The following is a 14,817-nucleotide window of genomic DNA, read 5'->3' on the forward strand; positions in this document are numbered from 1 at the left end:
CCCGTAAGGAGAAACGCATGAGCGGACGGCTCCACGACCGGGTCGCGGTGGTGACCGGGGGAGCGCTCGGCATCGGCGGTGGGATCAGCAGGCGCCTCGCGGCCGCGGGTGCGATCGTGGTGCTCAACGACATCGACGCCGACGCCGCCGAGATGGCGCGGGCCGAGATCGATGCGGCAGGAGGCCGGTGTGTGCTGGTGATCGGCGACATCCGCGACCGGGCGGTCGTCGATCGGGTCCGCGACACCGCACTGTCCCAAAAGGATGGCTTGGTCGACGCGCTGGTGAACAACGTCGGTGATTTCCGCCCTGCCGCAAGAACTTTCCTGCACAGCACCGAAGAGCAGTGGCAGCAGCTCTATGAGCTCAACCTCCTGCACGTGCTGCGCATGTGTCACACCCTGCTCCCCGCCATGATCGCCAACGGCTCCGGTGCGGTGATCAACAACGCCACCGTCGAGGCCTTCCGCGGCATCCCCTATGCCGCGCCGTACGCCGCCTTCAACGCCGGTGTCGTGGCGTTCACCAAGAGCCTGGCGGTCGACGTGGCCCAGCACGGCATCCGGGTCAACGCGATCGCGCCCGACCTCGCCGACACCCCGCAGACCCCGGCGGCGCTCATGCTGCGCGGCCGCGATCCAGATCTGATCCAGAGCTGGGTCCCGTTAGGACGATTTGGTACTCCCGACGACTACGCGGCCGTAGTCGAGTTCCTTGCCTCCGACGACGCCCGCTTCGTCACCGGTCACACCATCCCGGTCGACGGCGGCACCCTCGCCGCCTCCGGCTGGTACGGGCGCGCCGACGGCAAGGGTTGGACGAACCTACCCACCCACCCTTGAACCATGGCCGTAGCCCCGGGAGTCGCTCGCGGTCACGGCCGCGCCCAAGATCGCGCGGCCCTCCGGGGTGCCGTCGAGCTGGCGGTTGACCCGGCGGGTCACTCGCCAACCCTGCGGGGTGCGGGCGAACTCCCAGCGGTTCACGCCGGTGCGCCAGCTGCGGTAGCTGTCGGTTTCGTTGTCGCGCAGTACCAATTGCGAGTACGTCGTGACCACCGCTGTGTCCCCGGCGAGCTCGATGTGCGGAATGCCGATCAGGTGAGCCGCGCCTGAGTTGATCAAACCCTGGTGCAGCTCGCCGGTGACCATCCCCGCGATGGCCGCCTTTCCCGCCAACACGACGGGGAACGTGTCGTAAACACCGTCTTCGGTCCACAGGGCGGCGGTTGCCTCCGCCGAACCGCTGTCCACGGCCGGGCCGTAGGCGGCCACGATCTGCAGGAGTGCCAACCGGTCCTCGACCTCGGCGAGTCTGCGCTCCAGGGCGGCGATCCGGTCGTCGGTCATGGCTCCTCCATCGCTTCCGGGTAGAGCTCGCTGAGTGCGTGCAGCTGGTCGAGCACCTGCGTTCGGCTCGTGCCGCTGACACTGACGTTGGCCATGGACGCGCCCGCCTCGGCGGCAGCCGCGATGTGCGACCGGGTGCGGTCCGGATCGCCCAGCGGGTCCAGGCGTGGTGTCTGGAGAATGACGTCAAAGTCTTGGGGTAGATCGAAAGTGGCCAGCATCTGAGTGATTTCCGCACCTGACAAGCCGAACGGCATCCACCCGTTGCCGAGCTCGACGGCTCGGCGCAGGGATCTCCGGGTTCGGCCGCCGATCCACAGTGGAACGTCGGTCCGCGGCGCGTGTGGCTCGACCAGGAGGTCTCGGAAGGAGTAGTACGGGCCGTCGTATGATGGTTCTGGCCTGCCCCATGACGCGCGCAGAGCGCGCAGCGCGTCGTCCGCGCGTGGGCCGCGATCGGTGAACTCCGCGCCCAGCAGGTCGAACTCCTGCTCCAACGTTCCGACGCCGAGGCCGAGCAGCACGCGTCCGCCGCTGAGTCGGTCGAGTGTTCCGTAGCGCTTCACCAACTCCAGTGGGTGGTGGTAGCCGAGCACCAGGACGTTTGTGGCCAGCCGGATCCGTCGGGTGCGCGCGGCGAGGAAACTCAACGTCGCCAACGGATCCCAGTACGTGCCACCCCGCACCGCCGCGATGTCCACGGGTACGACGGTGTGCTCACTGCACGTGATGTGGTGGAACCCCAGGGTGTCCGCCGCCTCCGCGATCCGCACCAGGTCGTCGCCGCTGCCGTCGGCCTCCCACGGGTCGCTGGCGCCGGGCAGCTGCACCACGATCGACGGAATCAAGCCAAAGCGCACTACATGTCCTCTCTAGACAGTGCTATCGGGACGATCGCGGTGTGATGAACAGCCCCTCCGCCGTCACGCCCGGTCCGTCGTCGGTCCCGATGGCGCCGGTCGAGTGGATCTTGCGGCCGTCCACCGCCACCTGCCTGCCGGTCACGGCCAACTCGGTGAACAGCGGCAGCGGCCGGTGGAAGGTCAGGGTGAGCCGGGCGGTCATCCCGCTGTTGCCCGCCCAGATGTTCGCCAGCCCCAGCACGTGGTCCATGACCAGCGCGGACATCCCGCCGTGCAGGTGGCCGGGCGGCCCCTGGTAAGGCAGGCCGAGCGCCATCGAGCCGGTGACGGACCCATCTTCGGCGCGGTCGATCGCCACTGGCGGCGCCAGCGGGTTCTCCCAGCCGGTGACCATGTTATGCGGGCGGGAGTCGAGCGGCTGCCACATCGCGGCCATCCGGTCCGCCAGCGGCGGGGCGAGCTTGTCCAGCTCGTCGGCCACCGCGTGCAGGGTTTCGGCCAGGTCGGCCGACCGATCGCCCACCGCGCCACCGGCGCGAACGACGGCGTCCACCACCCGTCGGGCGGCGGTGGCCAGTGCCGCTGTCGGCTCGTCCATGTGGTCCTCCCGGTGTGACCAAGCGCTTGTTCGACACTAGGAAACGCTGCTAGGTTTGGTCAAGCGCTTGTTAGGTTTGGTTGTCAGGTTGCCGAGAGGACGGTCATGACCACGCCCACCACGGCCACCCGGGTCTTCTTCTCGTTCCCCAGCGTCACCGACCCGGCCCGGCACCCCGACTACAACGACTGGCACCAGCTCGACCACCGCCCGCAGAACCTCGCGCTGCCCGGTGTCCTGCACGGCGACCGCTGGGTCCGCTCCCCGGAGTGCGCGGCCCTGGGCTCGGCGCCCGACCCGGTGCTGGCCCGCGCGCACTACGTCGCGATGTACTGGTTCGCCGAGCCCGCCGACGCGAGCATCCGCGAGTGGCAGGCGCTGGCCGACACCACGATCCAGCAGGGCCGCAGGCAGGACCTGCGCTGGACGACCCGCCCGCTGATGGGCTTCTTCCGCCCCATCCAGGGCTTCGCCCACCCGCGTGTCCGGATCACCCCGGACGCCCTTCCCTTTCGTCCCAACCGAGGCGTGTACATCACGGTGACCGAAGTGGACAGCCCGGACGGCCCGGACGCCGCTGAGCTGTTCGACTGGTACGCCCGCACCCGCATCCCGCAGGTGCTGGCCGTCGACGGCGTGGCGGGCGGCTGGATCTTCCGCAGCGAAGACGTCACCACGGAGGCCGACGACGGCACACGAACCCCAGTCACCTCGACGCTGCGCATCACGCTCTACTACCTCGACGGCGACCCGGCCGAGGTCACACGCCGCATCGACGCGCTAGAACCGTTGCCGCACAACGATATCGAGCGCCCACTGCTCTCCGGCCCGGCACGCACCATCGAACCATGGCAGTGGACCTGGTTCGAGTAGCGGTCAGCCGCCACCGACCCACACGAGCCGGGCCCGGATGTGGGTACCCAGGTTGAACGCCCGCACCGCGCCTTCCGGCGCCGACAGGCTCATCCGCATGCTCCGATCCACCGAGGCCACCTCCGCGTGGCTCTCGAACGCCAACCCTCACGCCACGATCCGCGCGTCGACGCGCTCCCCGTACTCCTGCACCACCGCGAACACCCGCGGCACCTCCGTCGCGACCAGGTCGGCCACCATCGCCGCGAACTCCGCCTCCCCGCCCATCGGCGGCCTCGATGACGGGTCCCGCACCAGCACGTCCAACGGGTGGGCTGGACGGGTGGACGCAGTGGTCATGTCGGTCTCCCTGCTCGAGTGATCTAGGCTGATTTCAGCCAGCCCCTGGATGATAGTGAGGATGGCAGGCATTATGCTCGCCGGGAAGTGGCCCAATTGGGTGATCGTGCGGTTGGACAGCGGCAGCGGACGATGGAGGGCAAACGGTGCGACCAACGGTGCGGAGTCGACGGCTGGGTAGCCGCCTGGGCGCCTATCGGGTGGAGAGCGGCCTGTCCGGCACGGAGCTGGCGGGCCGGATCGGCATCCACCAGGCGTCCTGGTCGAAGATCGAGTCCGGCAAGTCCCGGCTGTCCCCGGCGGTCCTGGCCGACACGGTGCAGGTGCTCGGCATCCCCGCCGAAGCCGCCGCACAGCTGGACGAACTGCGGCGCAAGGCCGACGCGCCGGGGTGGTGGCAGGACTACGGCGACATCCTGTCCGAGGCCGTGCAGATGCTCATCGAGTTGGAGGCCGACGCCTCCTGGATCCGCACGTACGAGGGGCAGGTTATTCCTGGCCTCCTGCAAACCCGTGACTACGCCGAACGTGTCATCACCGGGGTATCGCCGCACATCCGCGTAGCTGACATCGACCGCTACCTGGAGCTGCGGATGCGCCGCCAGAAGCGTGTGCTGGAAGGGCTCCGCCTGACCGCGATCATCGGGGAGGCTGCGATCCGCCAACAGATCGGCGGCCCTGGTGTCTTGCGCGAGCAGTTGAGCCACGTCGCTCGGCTTGTCGGCGAGCATGACGTCACCGTGCAGGTCGTCCCCTTCACCGCCGATGCGCACGCCGCTCTCGGCGAGTCTTTCGTGATCATCCAGTGGCCCGACGAAACCGACCCCGAGGCCGTCTATGTTGATGGGGTGACCTCGTGGACGGTGCATGAGCGTGGCGGTGTGATCCGCAGCTACCTGCACGCTCTCGCATCCGTGCAGAGTCAGGCAATGGCCCCCCGAGAATCACTGGACCTCATCCACGACGTGATCAAGGACCTGAGATGACCAACGATTCCCATCCCGACCCCAAATGGCGCAAGAGCAGCTACAGCACTGGCACCGGCAACTGTGTCGAGGTCGCCCCACTCGACAACGGTGCCATGGTCCGGGACAGCAAGTACCCCGCCGCCGGGCCTATCACGGTGCCGCCCACCGCATGGACGGCGTTCGTGACCGGTGCCGCCAACGGCGAGTTCGACCACGCAGGCTGACCGGCCTTCGGGAGCCGAACCCACACCATTCGACCTGACAAAGGACTTGTCGATGACTACCGCAACGTGGCGAAAGAGCAGCTTCAGCACCGCAACCGGCAACTGTGTCGAGGTCGCCCCACTCGACAACGGTGCCATGGTCCGGGACAGCAAGAGCCCGGCCGTCGGACCGATCGCCTTCCCGGGCGCGGCTTGGACGGCCTTCCTGGCCAGTGCCGCCGACAGCCAGTTTCGGCCCATCACCGGCTAACGGGTGAGCAGGGCCCGTGCCCGGTACAGGGGATCTTCCCGGTCCCGGCTGCCGGACGGGCCCTCGCCCTCCTTCGCCATCAGCCGTCCCGCGTCCGAGCGGGTCCACTCGCGGATGGCCCAGCGTTCGTCGATCGCCCATCGACCATCCACACGCGACATCAGGTCCACGTAGCGGAAGCCGCTGGTAAAGTTGCGCCGTGGGTCGTCGGGTGGGGGACCCCAGTGCGCCGCCGTCCCGTAGGTCTCGCACAGGGCCCGGTTCCCGCGCAGTTCGATCAGCTGGTTCCCGACGGTGTGCATCGTCCCCGCGAACCGTTGCAGGGCAGTGGAAACCCACTCCACGTACTCCTCGATCGGGCCGGAGAACCCGGTGTGGTGGTCGATCCCGCCCGGGTGGTAGGCCGAGCGGACCAGGTCCATGTCCAGGCGGTCCACGCCTCGGCAGTAGCGCAGGACTGCCTCGGTGATCGCGGCCTTGTCCGTCGCCTCGGTCACTGGGTGACCGTCCAGCCGCCGTCCACCGGTAGGAACACGCCGTTGATGTAGGAAGCCAGCGGGGACAACAGGAACAGCACCGCCCACGCGATGTCGTCCGGGGTTGCCATGCGGTGCAACGGGATCCGCTCCAGTGCTCGCTGGCCCACGGGGCTCGCCGCGAATCCGGTGAGTCGCGGGGTGTCGGTCATCCCCGGTGCCACCGCGTTCGCGCGGACCTCGTCGCTGCGGTAGGCCGCCAGGTGCCTGGTGTAGCCGGTGATCGCGGCCTTGCCCGCGCAGTACCAGTCCGACGCCGTCCCGATCACGTTGCCCGCCACCGACGCGATGTTCACCAGTGTCGCCCCGGCGGGTGCGGGTGCGAGCCAAGCGTCCACCATGCGGCGCATGCTGCCCACGGACAGCAGCATCGCCTCGTCGAAGTCCAGGTCCACGGCCGACGACGGGCCCGCGTTGTTGACCAGGTGTCGGATCGTGCCCAGCTCCCGGCTCGCCGCGAGCCCCCGCTCGATCTGCTCGGGCACGCTCACATCGGCCGTCACCGCCAGTGCGGTACCGCCCAGCCGCTCGACCTCGGCGACCGTGTCGGCCACACCCGCGGCATTGATGTCCCACGCCGCCACGGTCAAGCCGACCTCGGCGGCGTGCAGGGCGGTGGCCCGGCCGATGCCGCTGCCCGCGCCGGTGACCAGCACGACGTCGCCGGGGGTGAAGGTGAAAGAGGGTGTCATCGTTTCCTCGCGAATCGTGTGCTCAGACGCCATATCCGCCGTCCACGTCGAGTTTCTGCCCGCTGACGAAGCCCGCCCGGTCCGAGGCCAGGAACGCCACCGCCTCGGCGACGTCCACCGCGGAACCGAAGCGCCGCAACGGGATCGAGGCCTCGGCCGTCGCCAACGCGCGGGCGTCCAGGTCGCCGGAGCTGATCAGGCGCTCTGCCATGCCGTCGGTCAGCATGCCCGGGCCGACGCTGTTGAAGCGCACCCCGAACCGCCCCTCCTCGGCCGCGAACGCCCGCACCAGCGACTCCACGGCGGCCTTGGTGCCCGACGACAGCCCATCGCGAATCGGGTAGCGGGTGGTCGCCGCGGTGGTCACGGCGACCACGTTGCCCCGGCTCCGGCGCAACGCGGGCAGCACCGCGCTCACCACGGTGAAGAACGCCGCCGCCTCTTGCTGGAGTTGGTCCGCGTACCGCGCGGGCGTGACCTTCGACAGGTGCACCATCGGGATGTGCGGCCCGGCCGCGTGCACGACCGTGTGCACCTCCGGCAACCTGCCGACGACCTCCGCGACCCGGTCGGTGTCGGTCAGGTCCACCTGGTGCGCGACGACCGCGACCCCCTCGGCGACCAGGGCGCGCGCGGCATCGGCGTTGGCGCGGTAGGTCAGCACGACGGTGCAGCCCCGCTCGCTCAGCAACCGGCAGACCGCCGCGCCGATGCCGCCGGTGCCCCCGGTCACGACCGCGACACCGGGGCGGGAACCGAAGTCGGACAACCGGGCCTCCCATCGTCAAGCAAGCGCTTGGTTGGAGAATAGGCGCAGGTCAGACCGCCGTCAACCCGACCGTGCGGCGATCGAGAGTCCGGCGACGACCGCCACCGCGCCCGTGACCGCGAACGCGACCGGCGCCCCCGCCACCCGCAGCAGCACCCCGAGGCCCAGCCCGCCGAACGGCAGCAGCCCGCCCCAGCAGAGGAAGTACAGGCTCAGCACCCGGCCCCGGTGCGCGTCGGCCACCAGCCGCTGGAGCATGCCGTTGATCGAGGTCATGATCGAGAACGTCAGCCCGCCCGCCACCGCCATCAGCACCGCCATCCCCGCGAACGACCGCACCACGCCCAGCACCCCGACGGCCGCGCCCAGGACCGCCAACTGGAGTGCCGCCGACACCAGCGTCGCCTGCCGGGCGCGGCTCGCCACCGCCACCACTCCCGCCAGCGAACCCACTCCGCCTGCCACGACGAGGACCAGGAATCCGCTCTCGCCAGCGACCTGCGCGCCCAGTACCGGCAGCTGTGACTGGAAAGCCGACCCGAACACCGAGGTCACCGCCACCGTCAGCAGCGCGGCCAACGCGGGCGGCCGGTCCCGGGCATGCGCGACGCCCGCGAGCACCCGGCGCCGCAGTCCCTCGCCCGGCACCACGATCGGGCGGGGTCGCACCACGAGCCGCCAGGCGAGCGCGGTCGCGGCCACGCAGGTCAGCGCGTACACGCTGAACGCGGCGGTCGACCCCGCGAACAGCAGCACCGGCCCGGCCAGCGCGGGTCCGGCAATCCGGGCGAGGTTGAGGCCCATCGACTGGAGCGGCACCGCGCTGGCGAGATCGACGGCGGGCACCGAGTTGGCGGTGAGCGCCTGGTTGGTGGGGGAGACGACGGTGATGACGCAGCCCGCGAGGAACGCCAGCCCGAGCACAGCGAGGGTGGGCGTCGCGTCCAACCGCGACAGCACGACGCAGGTCGTGGCCAGGGCGATCGAGCAGACCTGCGCCGTCAACAGCAGTGCCCGCCGGTCTCGGCTGTCGGCGAGCGCGCCCGCGGGCAGGGAGAACAGCAGGTAGGGCGCGAAGGCGGCGAAGTAGAGCACGCCCAGCGCCAGTGGGTCGTTGCCGGTGCGGCGCGCGACCTCCCACTGGAACGCGATCGTGGCGAACCAGTAGCCGAGCTGCACCAGCAGGACCGAGCCCCACAGGAAGCGGAACTGGGGATGGCGCATCGCGCGGAACATGGCCATCCGGCTCCCTCACTCGATCGGGTGTGGACAGCTATCTACCAAGCGCTTGCTTGCGTGGTCAACCCGTCCTGTGCTTGGCTGGCCGGACAGCGATCGCGAGTGGACTGAGTAGGACTGGGTGGACCGGTGGAGCGAGGTGGGCCGATGGACAGGGTGTGCGAGGGGCGGTCGGTGATCGTGACCGGTGCGGGGCAGGGGCTCGGGCGCGCACACGCGCTGGAGTTCGCCCGCCAGGGTGCCCGGCTGGTGCTCAACGACGTCGGGTCCGCCGTGCAGGACGTCGCCGACGAGGTCCGCGGTCTGGGCGGCGACGCCGTCACCAGCACCGGCGACGTGTCCGACTGGGACTACGCCGCCGAGCTGGTGCGGATCGCCGTGGACGCCTACGGCAGCCTGGACACGCTGGTCAGCAACGCCGGGATCAACCGCGACCGGATGCTCGTGACGATGACCGAGCAGGAGTGGGACCTGGTCCTCAAGGTCGACCTCAAGGGCCACTTCGCCCCGCTGCGGCACGCCGCCGCGTACTGGCGCGACCGGTCGAAGGCGGGCGAGCCGGTGGCCGCGCGGGTGGTCAACACCTCCTCCGGCGCGGGCCTGATGGGCAGCGTCGGCCAGGGCAACTACGCCGCGGCCAAGGCGGGCATCGCGGTGCTCACCCAGATCGCCGCGGTGGAACTGGCCCGCTACGGCGTGGTGGTCAACGCCATCGCCCCGTCGGCGCGCACCCCGATGACCGAGGCGGTGTTCGCCGAGGCGATGGCCAAGCCGGACACCGGGTTCGACGCGATGGACCCGGCCAACGTCTCCCCGCTGGTCGCCTGGCTGGGCAGCGACGAGGCCGCGGGCGTCACCGGCCAGGTCTTCGAGATCGCCGGCGGCGAGGTGTCGCTGGCCGACGGCTGGCGGCACGGCAAGCCCGCCACCCGCGAAACCCGTTGGCAGGCGGGCGAACTGGGCCTGGTGATCACCGCGCTGCTTGACCGCGCCGAGCCGCCGACCCCGGTCTACGGGGCCTGAGCCGTGACCGACGAGGAGTTCCGCGCGGAGGTCCGCGGTTGGCTCGAGGCGAACCTGGGCGGCGACTTCGCCGACGTCGTCGGCGCGGGCGGGCCGGGGCACGAGCACGAGGCGCATGAGCGGCGGATGGCCTGGGAGCGCCGGCTCGGCGAGGCGGGCTGGATCGGTCTGGGCTGGCCGGTCGAGCACGGCGGTCGCGGTCTGTCGCTGGTCCAGCAGGTGATCTTCCACGAGGAGTGCGCCCGCGCGGGCGCGCCCGGCAGGCTGGGCCACATGAGCGAGCAGCTGGTCGGTCCGACGCTGCTCGCCTTCGGCACACCCGAGCAGCGGGCCAGGCTCCTGCCCGGCATCCTCAGCGGTGAAGTCCTGTGGTGCCAAGGATATTCCGAACCGGGCGCGGGCTCGGACCTGGCGGGCGTGCGCACCAGGGCGGTCCGCCGCGGCGACCAGTACGAGATCACCGGCCAGAAGGTGTGGACCTCGCTGGCCCACCTGGCCGACTGGTGCTTCGTCCTCGCCCGCACCGATCCGGCCGAGTCCCGGCACCGCGGCCTGTCCTACCTGCTGGTGCCGATGGACCAGCCGGGGATCGAGATCAGGCCGATCACCCAGATCACCGGCACGTCGGAGTTCAACGAGGTCTTCTTCGACGGCGCGGTCACCGCGGTGGACAACCGGATCGGCGCCGAGGGCGAGGGCTGGAAGGTCGCCATGGCCACGCTGGCCTTCGAACGCGGGGTGGCGACCCTGGGGCAGCAGGTTGGCTTCGAGCGCGAGCTCTCGGCGGTCGTCGAGCTCGCGCGGAGCACCGGCGCCCTCGACGACCCAGAGCTCCGGACCCGCGTCACCGAAGCTTGGATCGGGCTGAAAGTGTTGCGCTACAGCGCGATCCACACCATGGCGGCCGCTGGTGTGCCGGGGGTGGAGGGCTCGATCTCCAAGTTGCAGTGGGCGGTCTGGCACCGCGACCTCGGCGAACTGGCCGTCGACGTCGCGGGATCCGGCGCCCTGGTGACCGACGGGCCACCCTACGAGCTGACCGATGCGCAACGGCTGTTCCTCTACACCCGTTCCGACACGATCTACGGCGGTACCAACGAGGTCCAGCGCAACATCATCGCCGAGCGCCTCCTCGGCCTGCCCCGGTGAGGCCCGCGATGGACGACCCGATGCGCGCCACCGAACAGCGCGAGATGCGCGCCACGGTAGCGAAGTTCCTCGACGACAACGCCGACATCCGCACGGCGATGGCGCTGGATCCGGGGTACGACAAGGACTTGTGGCGCCGCACGGTCGACGAGCTTGGCCTGGCGGCACTGCTGGTCCCTGAACGCTGCGGCGGCTTGGGCATGGACTTCGGTGACGCCGCGGTGGTGATAGAGGAGTTCGGGCGCAGGCTGGTGCCTTCGCCCTCGCTGACCACCCTGGTCGCCTGCGCGGTCCTCGACCAGTGCGGCGCCGACGACCTCCTGGCCAGGATCGGCGAGGACGGGCTGTCGGTCTCCATCGCCCTGGCTGACCGCGAACCGACCACGGTCGACCAGGGCAGGATCACCGGCTCCAAGCAGCACGTCATCCACGGCGCGGACGTGGACGTCCTGCTGGTGGTGGCGGGTGATGATCTGTACACAGTAGACACAACGTCGGTCGTTCGACGGCGTCGAGTGGCGCTCGACCACACCCGGGCGCTCGCCGAGATCGACCTGACCGACGTGCCTGCCACGCTGATCGGCCCGGCGGCCGTGGTGACCGACCTGCTGCACGTCGCCCTGGCGGCGGAATCGGCCGCGGCGGCGGAGACCTGCCTGGCCGACACGGTCGAGTACCTGAAGGTCCGGCACCAGTTCGGCAAGCCGATCGGCTCCTTCCAAGCTCTAAAACACCGTTGCGCCGACCTCGCTGTGCTCGTGGCGGGCGCCCGAGCCACGGCCTGGTACGCGGTGCGGGCCGTGGGCACCGATGAACTTGCTTCAGTCGCGCCCTTGGCCAAAGTGGTGTGCACGGATGCCCTGATGGCGGTGGCAGCGGAGTCGGTGCAGCTGCACGGCGGCATCGGCTTCACCTTCGAGCACGACGCACACCTCTACCTCAAGCGCGCCAAGGCGAACCAACACCTCTTCGGTACAAACTCCTTGCTGCGCGGGAAGATTGGCGAAAGCCTGTGACCGCCGCTGACATGATCCTGATCACCGATCTGATCGCCCGGGTCGCCCAGCTCGCCGACGAGGGCGACATCGACGACTACCTGGACCTGTTCACCGCGGACGCGGTGTGGGAGATGACCGGGGACCTCGCGGTACCAGCCCAAACCCGCACCGGCCGCCTGGAGATCGCCGAGGGCGTGCGGCAGCGGCGGGCCGGGGGAGTGCAGGGTCCCGGCAGCGCCACCCGGCACATCGTCTCGGGTACCTCGGTTGTTCCCGACGGAGATCACGCGACCGCCATGTCCTACTGGCGCTTCTACACCTCCACGACCAGCACCCCACACCTGGTAGGCATGGGCACCTACCAAGATCAGCTCCGCCGCACCGACACCACCTGGCGAATGTCCCACCGGAGAATCACCATCGGTTGACCGGCCAACCCGCCACCGATCGACGTGCCCGACCCCCGCTCACGGTCATTCCGCGACCAAGGTGCGCAAGGCAGCGGGCACGGCCACCGGCACCCCACTGGCATCCGTCGTCACCAACGTCATGGACCCGCGCCCCACCAGCTCCCCATCACGCGTCATCCGCAGTTCCCACCGCAATGACGTCGTCCCCAGGTGCCCGATTCCCAGGCCCACGTGGATCGGGTCGAACAGCCGCACCGGTGCCAGGTACTCGCACTCGGCTGCCCGCGTGATCGTGCGCCACCCGAACCGCTCCTCCAGCGTGTCCTGCCGAAACCCCCGCAGGAACAGCCATTCGGTCTGCACCCGCTCCATCCACGGGAACCACGCACCGAAGTAGAGGATGCCCGCCGGATCGGTGTCGGCGTAGCTGATGCGCAGGTCCAGGCCGTGCAGTTCGCGGAACGTCATGGGCGCGGGTCGGTGCTCTGCTGGGTGGCGCCGTGCTGGGTGGTGGTGTCCAGGGCAGTGGTCTCCAGAGCGGGGCTCGGCTGCGCGGCGGTGTGCCGCGCGGGGATCTCGCCACCGCCGTCGACGAGCAGGTCGGCGCCGGTCACGTAGGCGGCGTCGGGGGAGGCCAGCAGGGCGCACGCGGCGGCGATGTCCTCGGGGGTGGCCATCCGGCCGAGGGGGATCGCCTCGGCCACCCGCCGCTGCCCGGCCTCGTCGCCGTAGCTCAGGTGGGACAGCTCGGTGTGCACCAGTCCGACCGTCACCTGGTTGACCCGCACCTCGGGGGCCAGGTCCATGGCCAGGGCTCTGGTCAGCATCGTCAGCCCCGCCTTGGCCGCCGAGTACGCGGCCGAGTCGGGGGCGGGGGAGCGGCCCGCGACGCTGCCGATGTTGATGATCTGGCCGCCCTCGGGCTGGTGGCGCATGACCGCGTACGCGGGCTGCGCCGTGTAGTAGGGGGCCAGCAGGTTGAGCGTCACCACCGCCGAGATGAACCGGGGCGAGACCGTCGCGGTGTCCGCGGGTGGTGCGCCGCCCGCGTTGTTGATCAGGACGTCGAGCCTGCCGAACCGGTCCACCGCCGCCCGCACCAGTGCCGCCGCCTGATCGGGCTGCCGCACGTCGGCCTGGACGAACACCGCTGTCCGCGAGCCCACTGTCCGCGAGCCCACTGTCCGCGAGTCCACTGTGGGCAGCTCGTCCGGCTCGGTGCGCCCGCACACCACGACGTCCGCGCCCTCGGCGAGGAAGCGCCGGGCGATCGCCGCGCCGATGCCCTTGGTGCCACCGGTGACGATGACGACCCGGCCCGCCAGCGCGCTCATCCGAGGCGCTCGATGATCGTCACGTTGGCCTGGCCGCCGCCCTCGCACATGGTCTGCAACCCGTAGCGGCCGCCGGTGCGCTCCAGCTCGTGCAGCAGGCTGGTCATCAGCCGGGCGCCGGTCGCGCCCAGCGGGTGACCGAGCGCAATGCCGCCGCCGTTCACGTTCACCCGGTCGGGATCGGCGCCGGACTCCCTGAGCCAGGCCTGCGCCACCGAGGCGAACGCCTCGTTGATCTCCACCAGGTCGATGTCGTCGATGCTCAGCCCGGTGCGCGCCAGGGCGCGTGCGGTGGCCGGGATCGGCGCGGTGAGCATCCAGACCGGGTCCGCGCCGCGCACCGACAGGTAGTGGATCCGGGCGCGCGGGGTGACGCCGTGCTCGCGCACCGCGCGCTCCGACATCACCAGCAGCGCCGCCGCGCCATCGCTGATCTGGCTGGCCACGGCGGCGGTGACCTGTCCGCCCTCGGCCAGCGGGGCCAGCGCGGCCATCTTCGCCAGCGAGGTGTCGCGGCGCGGGCAGGTGTCCACAGTGGCCTCGCCCAGCGGCAGGACCTCCCGGTCGAACCGGCCGCCGTCGATCGCCGCGACCGCGCGCTGGTGGCTGCGCAGCGCGAACTCCTCCATGTCGGCCCGGCTGATGCCCCACTTCCGGGCGATCATCTCGGCCGACTGGAACTGCGAGACCTCGGTGTCGCCGTAGCGCCGCCGCCAGCCGACCGAGCCGCTGAACGGGTCCGGGAAGCCGTACTGCTGCCCGGCCCACATGGCCGCGGAGATCGGGATCGCGCTCATGTTCTGCACGCCGCCTGCGACCACGATGTCCGCGGTGCCGCTGAGCACCGCTTGGGCGGCGAAGTGCACGGCCTGCTGGGACGACCCGCACTGCCGGTCCACCGTCACCCCGGGCACCTCGTCCGGCAGACCGGCGGCCAGCCACGCCGTGCGCGCGACGCAGCCCGCCTGCGAGCCGATCGTGTCCACGCAGCCCAGCACGACGTCGTCCACCGCCGCCGGGTCCACTCCGGACCGGGTCATCAGGCCCGCCAGCACGTGCGCGCCCAGGTCGGCGGAGTGCACCGCCGCCAGCGCGCCACCCTTGCGGGTGACCGGTGTGCGGACCGCCTCGACGATGTAGGCCTCGGCCATGCGGTCATCCTCCAGGACGTGCGGACAATGGCGACCCGACTAGACTAGCAAG

General features: G+C 70.6%; 20 protein-coding genes. 9 read left to right on the plus strand and 11 right to left on the minus strand.

Translation table 11 applies throughout. The features are described from left to right. The first annotated feature begins 17 nt into the window (after nucleotides 1-17). On the plus strand, nucleotides 18-842 hold the full coding sequence (locus tag QSK30_RS27645; RefSeq protein WP_285507189.1) for an SDR family NAD(P)-dependent oxidoreductase: 825 nt from the start codon (nucleotides 18-20) through the stop codon (nucleotides 840-842). Here QSK30_RS27645 and QSK30_RS27650 read toward each other — a convergent pair. The 3 genes from QSK30_RS27650 to QSK30_RS27660 are packed head-to-tail and all read right to left on the minus strand — an operon-like array spanning nucleotide 825 to nucleotide 2,810. Continuing rightward, on the minus strand, nucleotides 825-1,349 hold the full coding sequence (locus tag QSK30_RS27650; RefSeq protein ID WP_285507190.1) for a nuclear transport factor 2 family protein: 525 nt from the start codon (nucleotides 1,347-1,349) through the stop codon (nucleotides 825-827). The genes QSK30_RS27645 and QSK30_RS27650 overlap by 18 nt on opposite strands. After that, nucleotides 1,346-2,209: an LLM class F420-dependent oxidoreductase gene (locus QSK30_RS27655; RefSeq protein ID WP_285507192.1), complete on the minus strand. Its 864-nt coding sequence runs from the start codon at nucleotides 2,207-2,209 to the stop codon at nucleotides 1,346-1,348. Before QSK30_RS27655 ends, QSK30_RS27650 begins: the two co-directional genes overlap by 4 nt. A gap of 22 nt (nucleotides 2,210-2,231) precedes the next feature. After that, the gene (locus tag QSK30_RS27660; protein ID WP_285507194.1) at nucleotides 2,232-2,810 is read right to left on the minus strand and encodes a PaaI family thioesterase; all 579 of its coding nucleotides are present in this window, start codon (nucleotides 2,808-2,810) and stop codon (nucleotides 2,232-2,234) included. Between the two features lie 105 nt (nucleotides 2,811-2,915). On the opposite strand from QSK30_RS27660, the gene QSK30_RS27665 reads away from it, so the two are divergent. After that, nucleotides 2,916-3,683 carry a hypothetical protein gene (locus QSK30_RS27665; RefSeq protein WP_285507196.1) on the plus strand — a complete coding sequence of 256 codons (768 nt, stop codon included), beginning with the start codon at nucleotides 2,916-2,918 and terminating at the stop codon, nucleotides 3,681-3,683. 147 nt (nucleotides 3,684-3,830) lie between these two features. On the opposite strand, the gene QSK30_RS27670 is transcribed toward QSK30_RS27665, so the two are convergent. After that, the gene (locus tag QSK30_RS27670) at nucleotides 3,831-4,022 is read right to left on the minus strand and encodes a hypothetical protein (RefSeq protein WP_285507197.1); all 192 of its coding nucleotides are present in this window, start codon (nucleotides 4,020-4,022) and stop codon (nucleotides 3,831-3,833) included. A 146-nt stretch (nucleotides 4,023-4,168) separates the two neighbouring features. Here QSK30_RS27670 and QSK30_RS27675 point away from each other — a divergent pair, with 146 nt between their 5' ends. Genes QSK30_RS27675 through QSK30_RS27685 form a run of 3 tightly spaced genes read left to right on the plus strand, consistent with a single transcriptional unit; the run spans nucleotide 4,169 to nucleotide 5,464 of the window. Further along, the gene (locus QSK30_RS27675) at nucleotides 4,169-5,008 is read left to right on the plus strand and encodes a helix-turn-helix domain-containing protein (RefSeq protein ID WP_285507198.1); all 840 of its coding nucleotides are present in this window, start codon (nucleotides 4,169-4,171) and stop codon (nucleotides 5,006-5,008) included. Next, nucleotides 5,005-5,214, plus strand: a complete 210-nt coding sequence (locus tag QSK30_RS27680; RefSeq protein ID WP_285507199.1) for a DUF397 domain-containing protein — start codon at nucleotides 5,005-5,007, stop codon at nucleotides 5,212-5,214. Before QSK30_RS27675 ends, QSK30_RS27680 begins: the two co-directional genes overlap by 4 nt. Nucleotides 5,215-5,266: 52 nt before the next feature. Next, the gene (locus tag QSK30_RS27685) at nucleotides 5,267-5,464 is read left to right on the plus strand and encodes a DUF397 domain-containing protein (RefSeq protein ID WP_285507200.1); all 198 of its coding nucleotides are present in this window, start codon (nucleotides 5,267-5,269) and stop codon (nucleotides 5,462-5,464) included. Here QSK30_RS27685 and QSK30_RS27690 read toward each other — a convergent pair. From QSK30_RS27690 to QSK30_RS27705, 4 genes are read right to left on the minus strand one after another with little or no spacing between them, the layout of a single operon-like run. Then, nucleotides 5,461-5,961 (minus strand): nuclear transport factor 2 family protein, encoded by a 501-nt coding sequence (locus QSK30_RS27690; protein WP_285507201.1) that lies wholly within the window; start codon nucleotides 5,959-5,961, stop codon nucleotides 5,461-5,463. The two genes, QSK30_RS27685 and QSK30_RS27690, sit on opposite strands and share 4 nt — an antisense overlap. Continuing rightward, the gene (locus tag QSK30_RS27695; protein WP_285507203.1) at nucleotides 5,958-6,692 is read right to left on the minus strand and encodes an SDR family NAD(P)-dependent oxidoreductase; all 735 of its coding nucleotides are present in this window, start codon (nucleotides 6,690-6,692) and stop codon (nucleotides 5,958-5,960) included. The genes QSK30_RS27690 and QSK30_RS27695 overlap by 4 nt, the downstream gene beginning before the upstream one ends. Nucleotides 6,693-6,714: 22 nt before the next feature. Further along, nucleotides 6,715-7,461, minus strand: a complete 747-nt coding sequence (locus QSK30_RS27700; RefSeq protein ID WP_285507205.1) for an SDR family NAD(P)-dependent oxidoreductase — start codon at nucleotides 7,459-7,461, stop codon at nucleotides 6,715-6,717. 60 nt (nucleotides 7,462-7,521) lie between these two features. Continuing rightward, nucleotides 7,522-8,685 (minus strand): MFS transporter, encoded by a 1,164-nt coding sequence (locus QSK30_RS27705; RefSeq protein ID WP_285507207.1) that lies wholly within the window; start codon nucleotides 8,683-8,685, stop codon nucleotides 7,522-7,524. A gap of 162 nt (nucleotides 8,686-8,847) precedes the next feature. On the opposite strand from QSK30_RS27705, the gene QSK30_RS27710 reads away from it, so the two are divergent. From QSK30_RS27710 to QSK30_RS27725, 4 genes are read left to right on the plus strand one after another with little or no spacing between them, the layout of a single operon-like run. Continuing rightward, nucleotides 8,848-9,723 carry an SDR family oxidoreductase gene (locus QSK30_RS27710; protein ID WP_285507208.1) on the plus strand — a complete coding sequence of 292 codons (876 nt, stop codon included), beginning with the start codon at nucleotides 8,848-8,850 and terminating at the stop codon, nucleotides 9,721-9,723. A gap of 3 nt (nucleotides 9,724-9,726) precedes the next feature. Beyond that, nucleotides 9,727-10,872: an acyl-CoA dehydrogenase family protein gene (locus QSK30_RS27715; RefSeq protein WP_285507210.1), complete on the plus strand. Its 1,146-nt coding sequence runs from the start codon at nucleotides 9,727-9,729 to the stop codon at nucleotides 10,870-10,872. A gap of 20 nt (nucleotides 10,873-10,892) precedes the next feature. Then, nucleotides 10,893-11,888: an acyl-CoA dehydrogenase family protein gene (locus QSK30_RS27720; protein WP_285507212.1), complete on the plus strand. Its 996-nt coding sequence runs from the start codon at nucleotides 10,893-10,895 to the stop codon at nucleotides 11,886-11,888. Beyond that, on the plus strand, nucleotides 11,885-12,298 hold the full coding sequence (locus QSK30_RS27725) for a nuclear transport factor 2 family protein (protein WP_285507213.1): 414 nt from the start codon (nucleotides 11,885-11,887) through the stop codon (nucleotides 12,296-12,298). The genes QSK30_RS27720 and QSK30_RS27725 overlap by 4 nt, the downstream gene beginning before the upstream one ends. Before the next feature lie 45 nt (nucleotides 12,299-12,343). On the opposite strand, the gene QSK30_RS27730 is transcribed toward QSK30_RS27725, so the two are convergent. Genes QSK30_RS27730 through QSK30_RS27740 form a run of 3 tightly spaced genes read right to left on the minus strand, consistent with a single transcriptional unit; the run spans nucleotide 12,344 to nucleotide 14,765 of the window. Beyond that, entirely contained in the window at nucleotides 12,344-12,748 is a 405-nt protein-coding gene (locus tag QSK30_RS27730) for an acyl-CoA thioesterase (protein WP_285507214.1), read from the minus strand. Further along, the gene (locus QSK30_RS27735; protein ID WP_285507215.1) at nucleotides 12,745-13,614 is read right to left on the minus strand and encodes an SDR family oxidoreductase; all 870 of its coding nucleotides are present in this window, start codon (nucleotides 13,612-13,614) and stop codon (nucleotides 12,745-12,747) included. The genes QSK30_RS27730 and QSK30_RS27735 overlap by 4 nt, the downstream gene beginning before the upstream one ends. Then, nucleotides 13,611-14,765, minus strand: coding sequence for an acetyl-CoA C-acetyltransferase (locus QSK30_RS27740; protein WP_285507216.1), 1,155 nt, complete (start codon nucleotides 14,763-14,765; stop codon nucleotides 13,611-13,613). Before QSK30_RS27740 ends, QSK30_RS27735 begins: the two co-directional genes overlap by 4 nt. Nucleotides 14,766-14,817 lie beyond the last annotated feature (52 nt).

Origin of the sequence: Actinokineospora sp. NBRC 105648, from assembly GCF_030269645.1 — a bacterium.
In the GTDB taxonomy this organism is placed as follows: domain Bacteria; phylum Actinomycetota; class Actinomycetes; order Mycobacteriales; family Pseudonocardiaceae; genus Actinokineospora.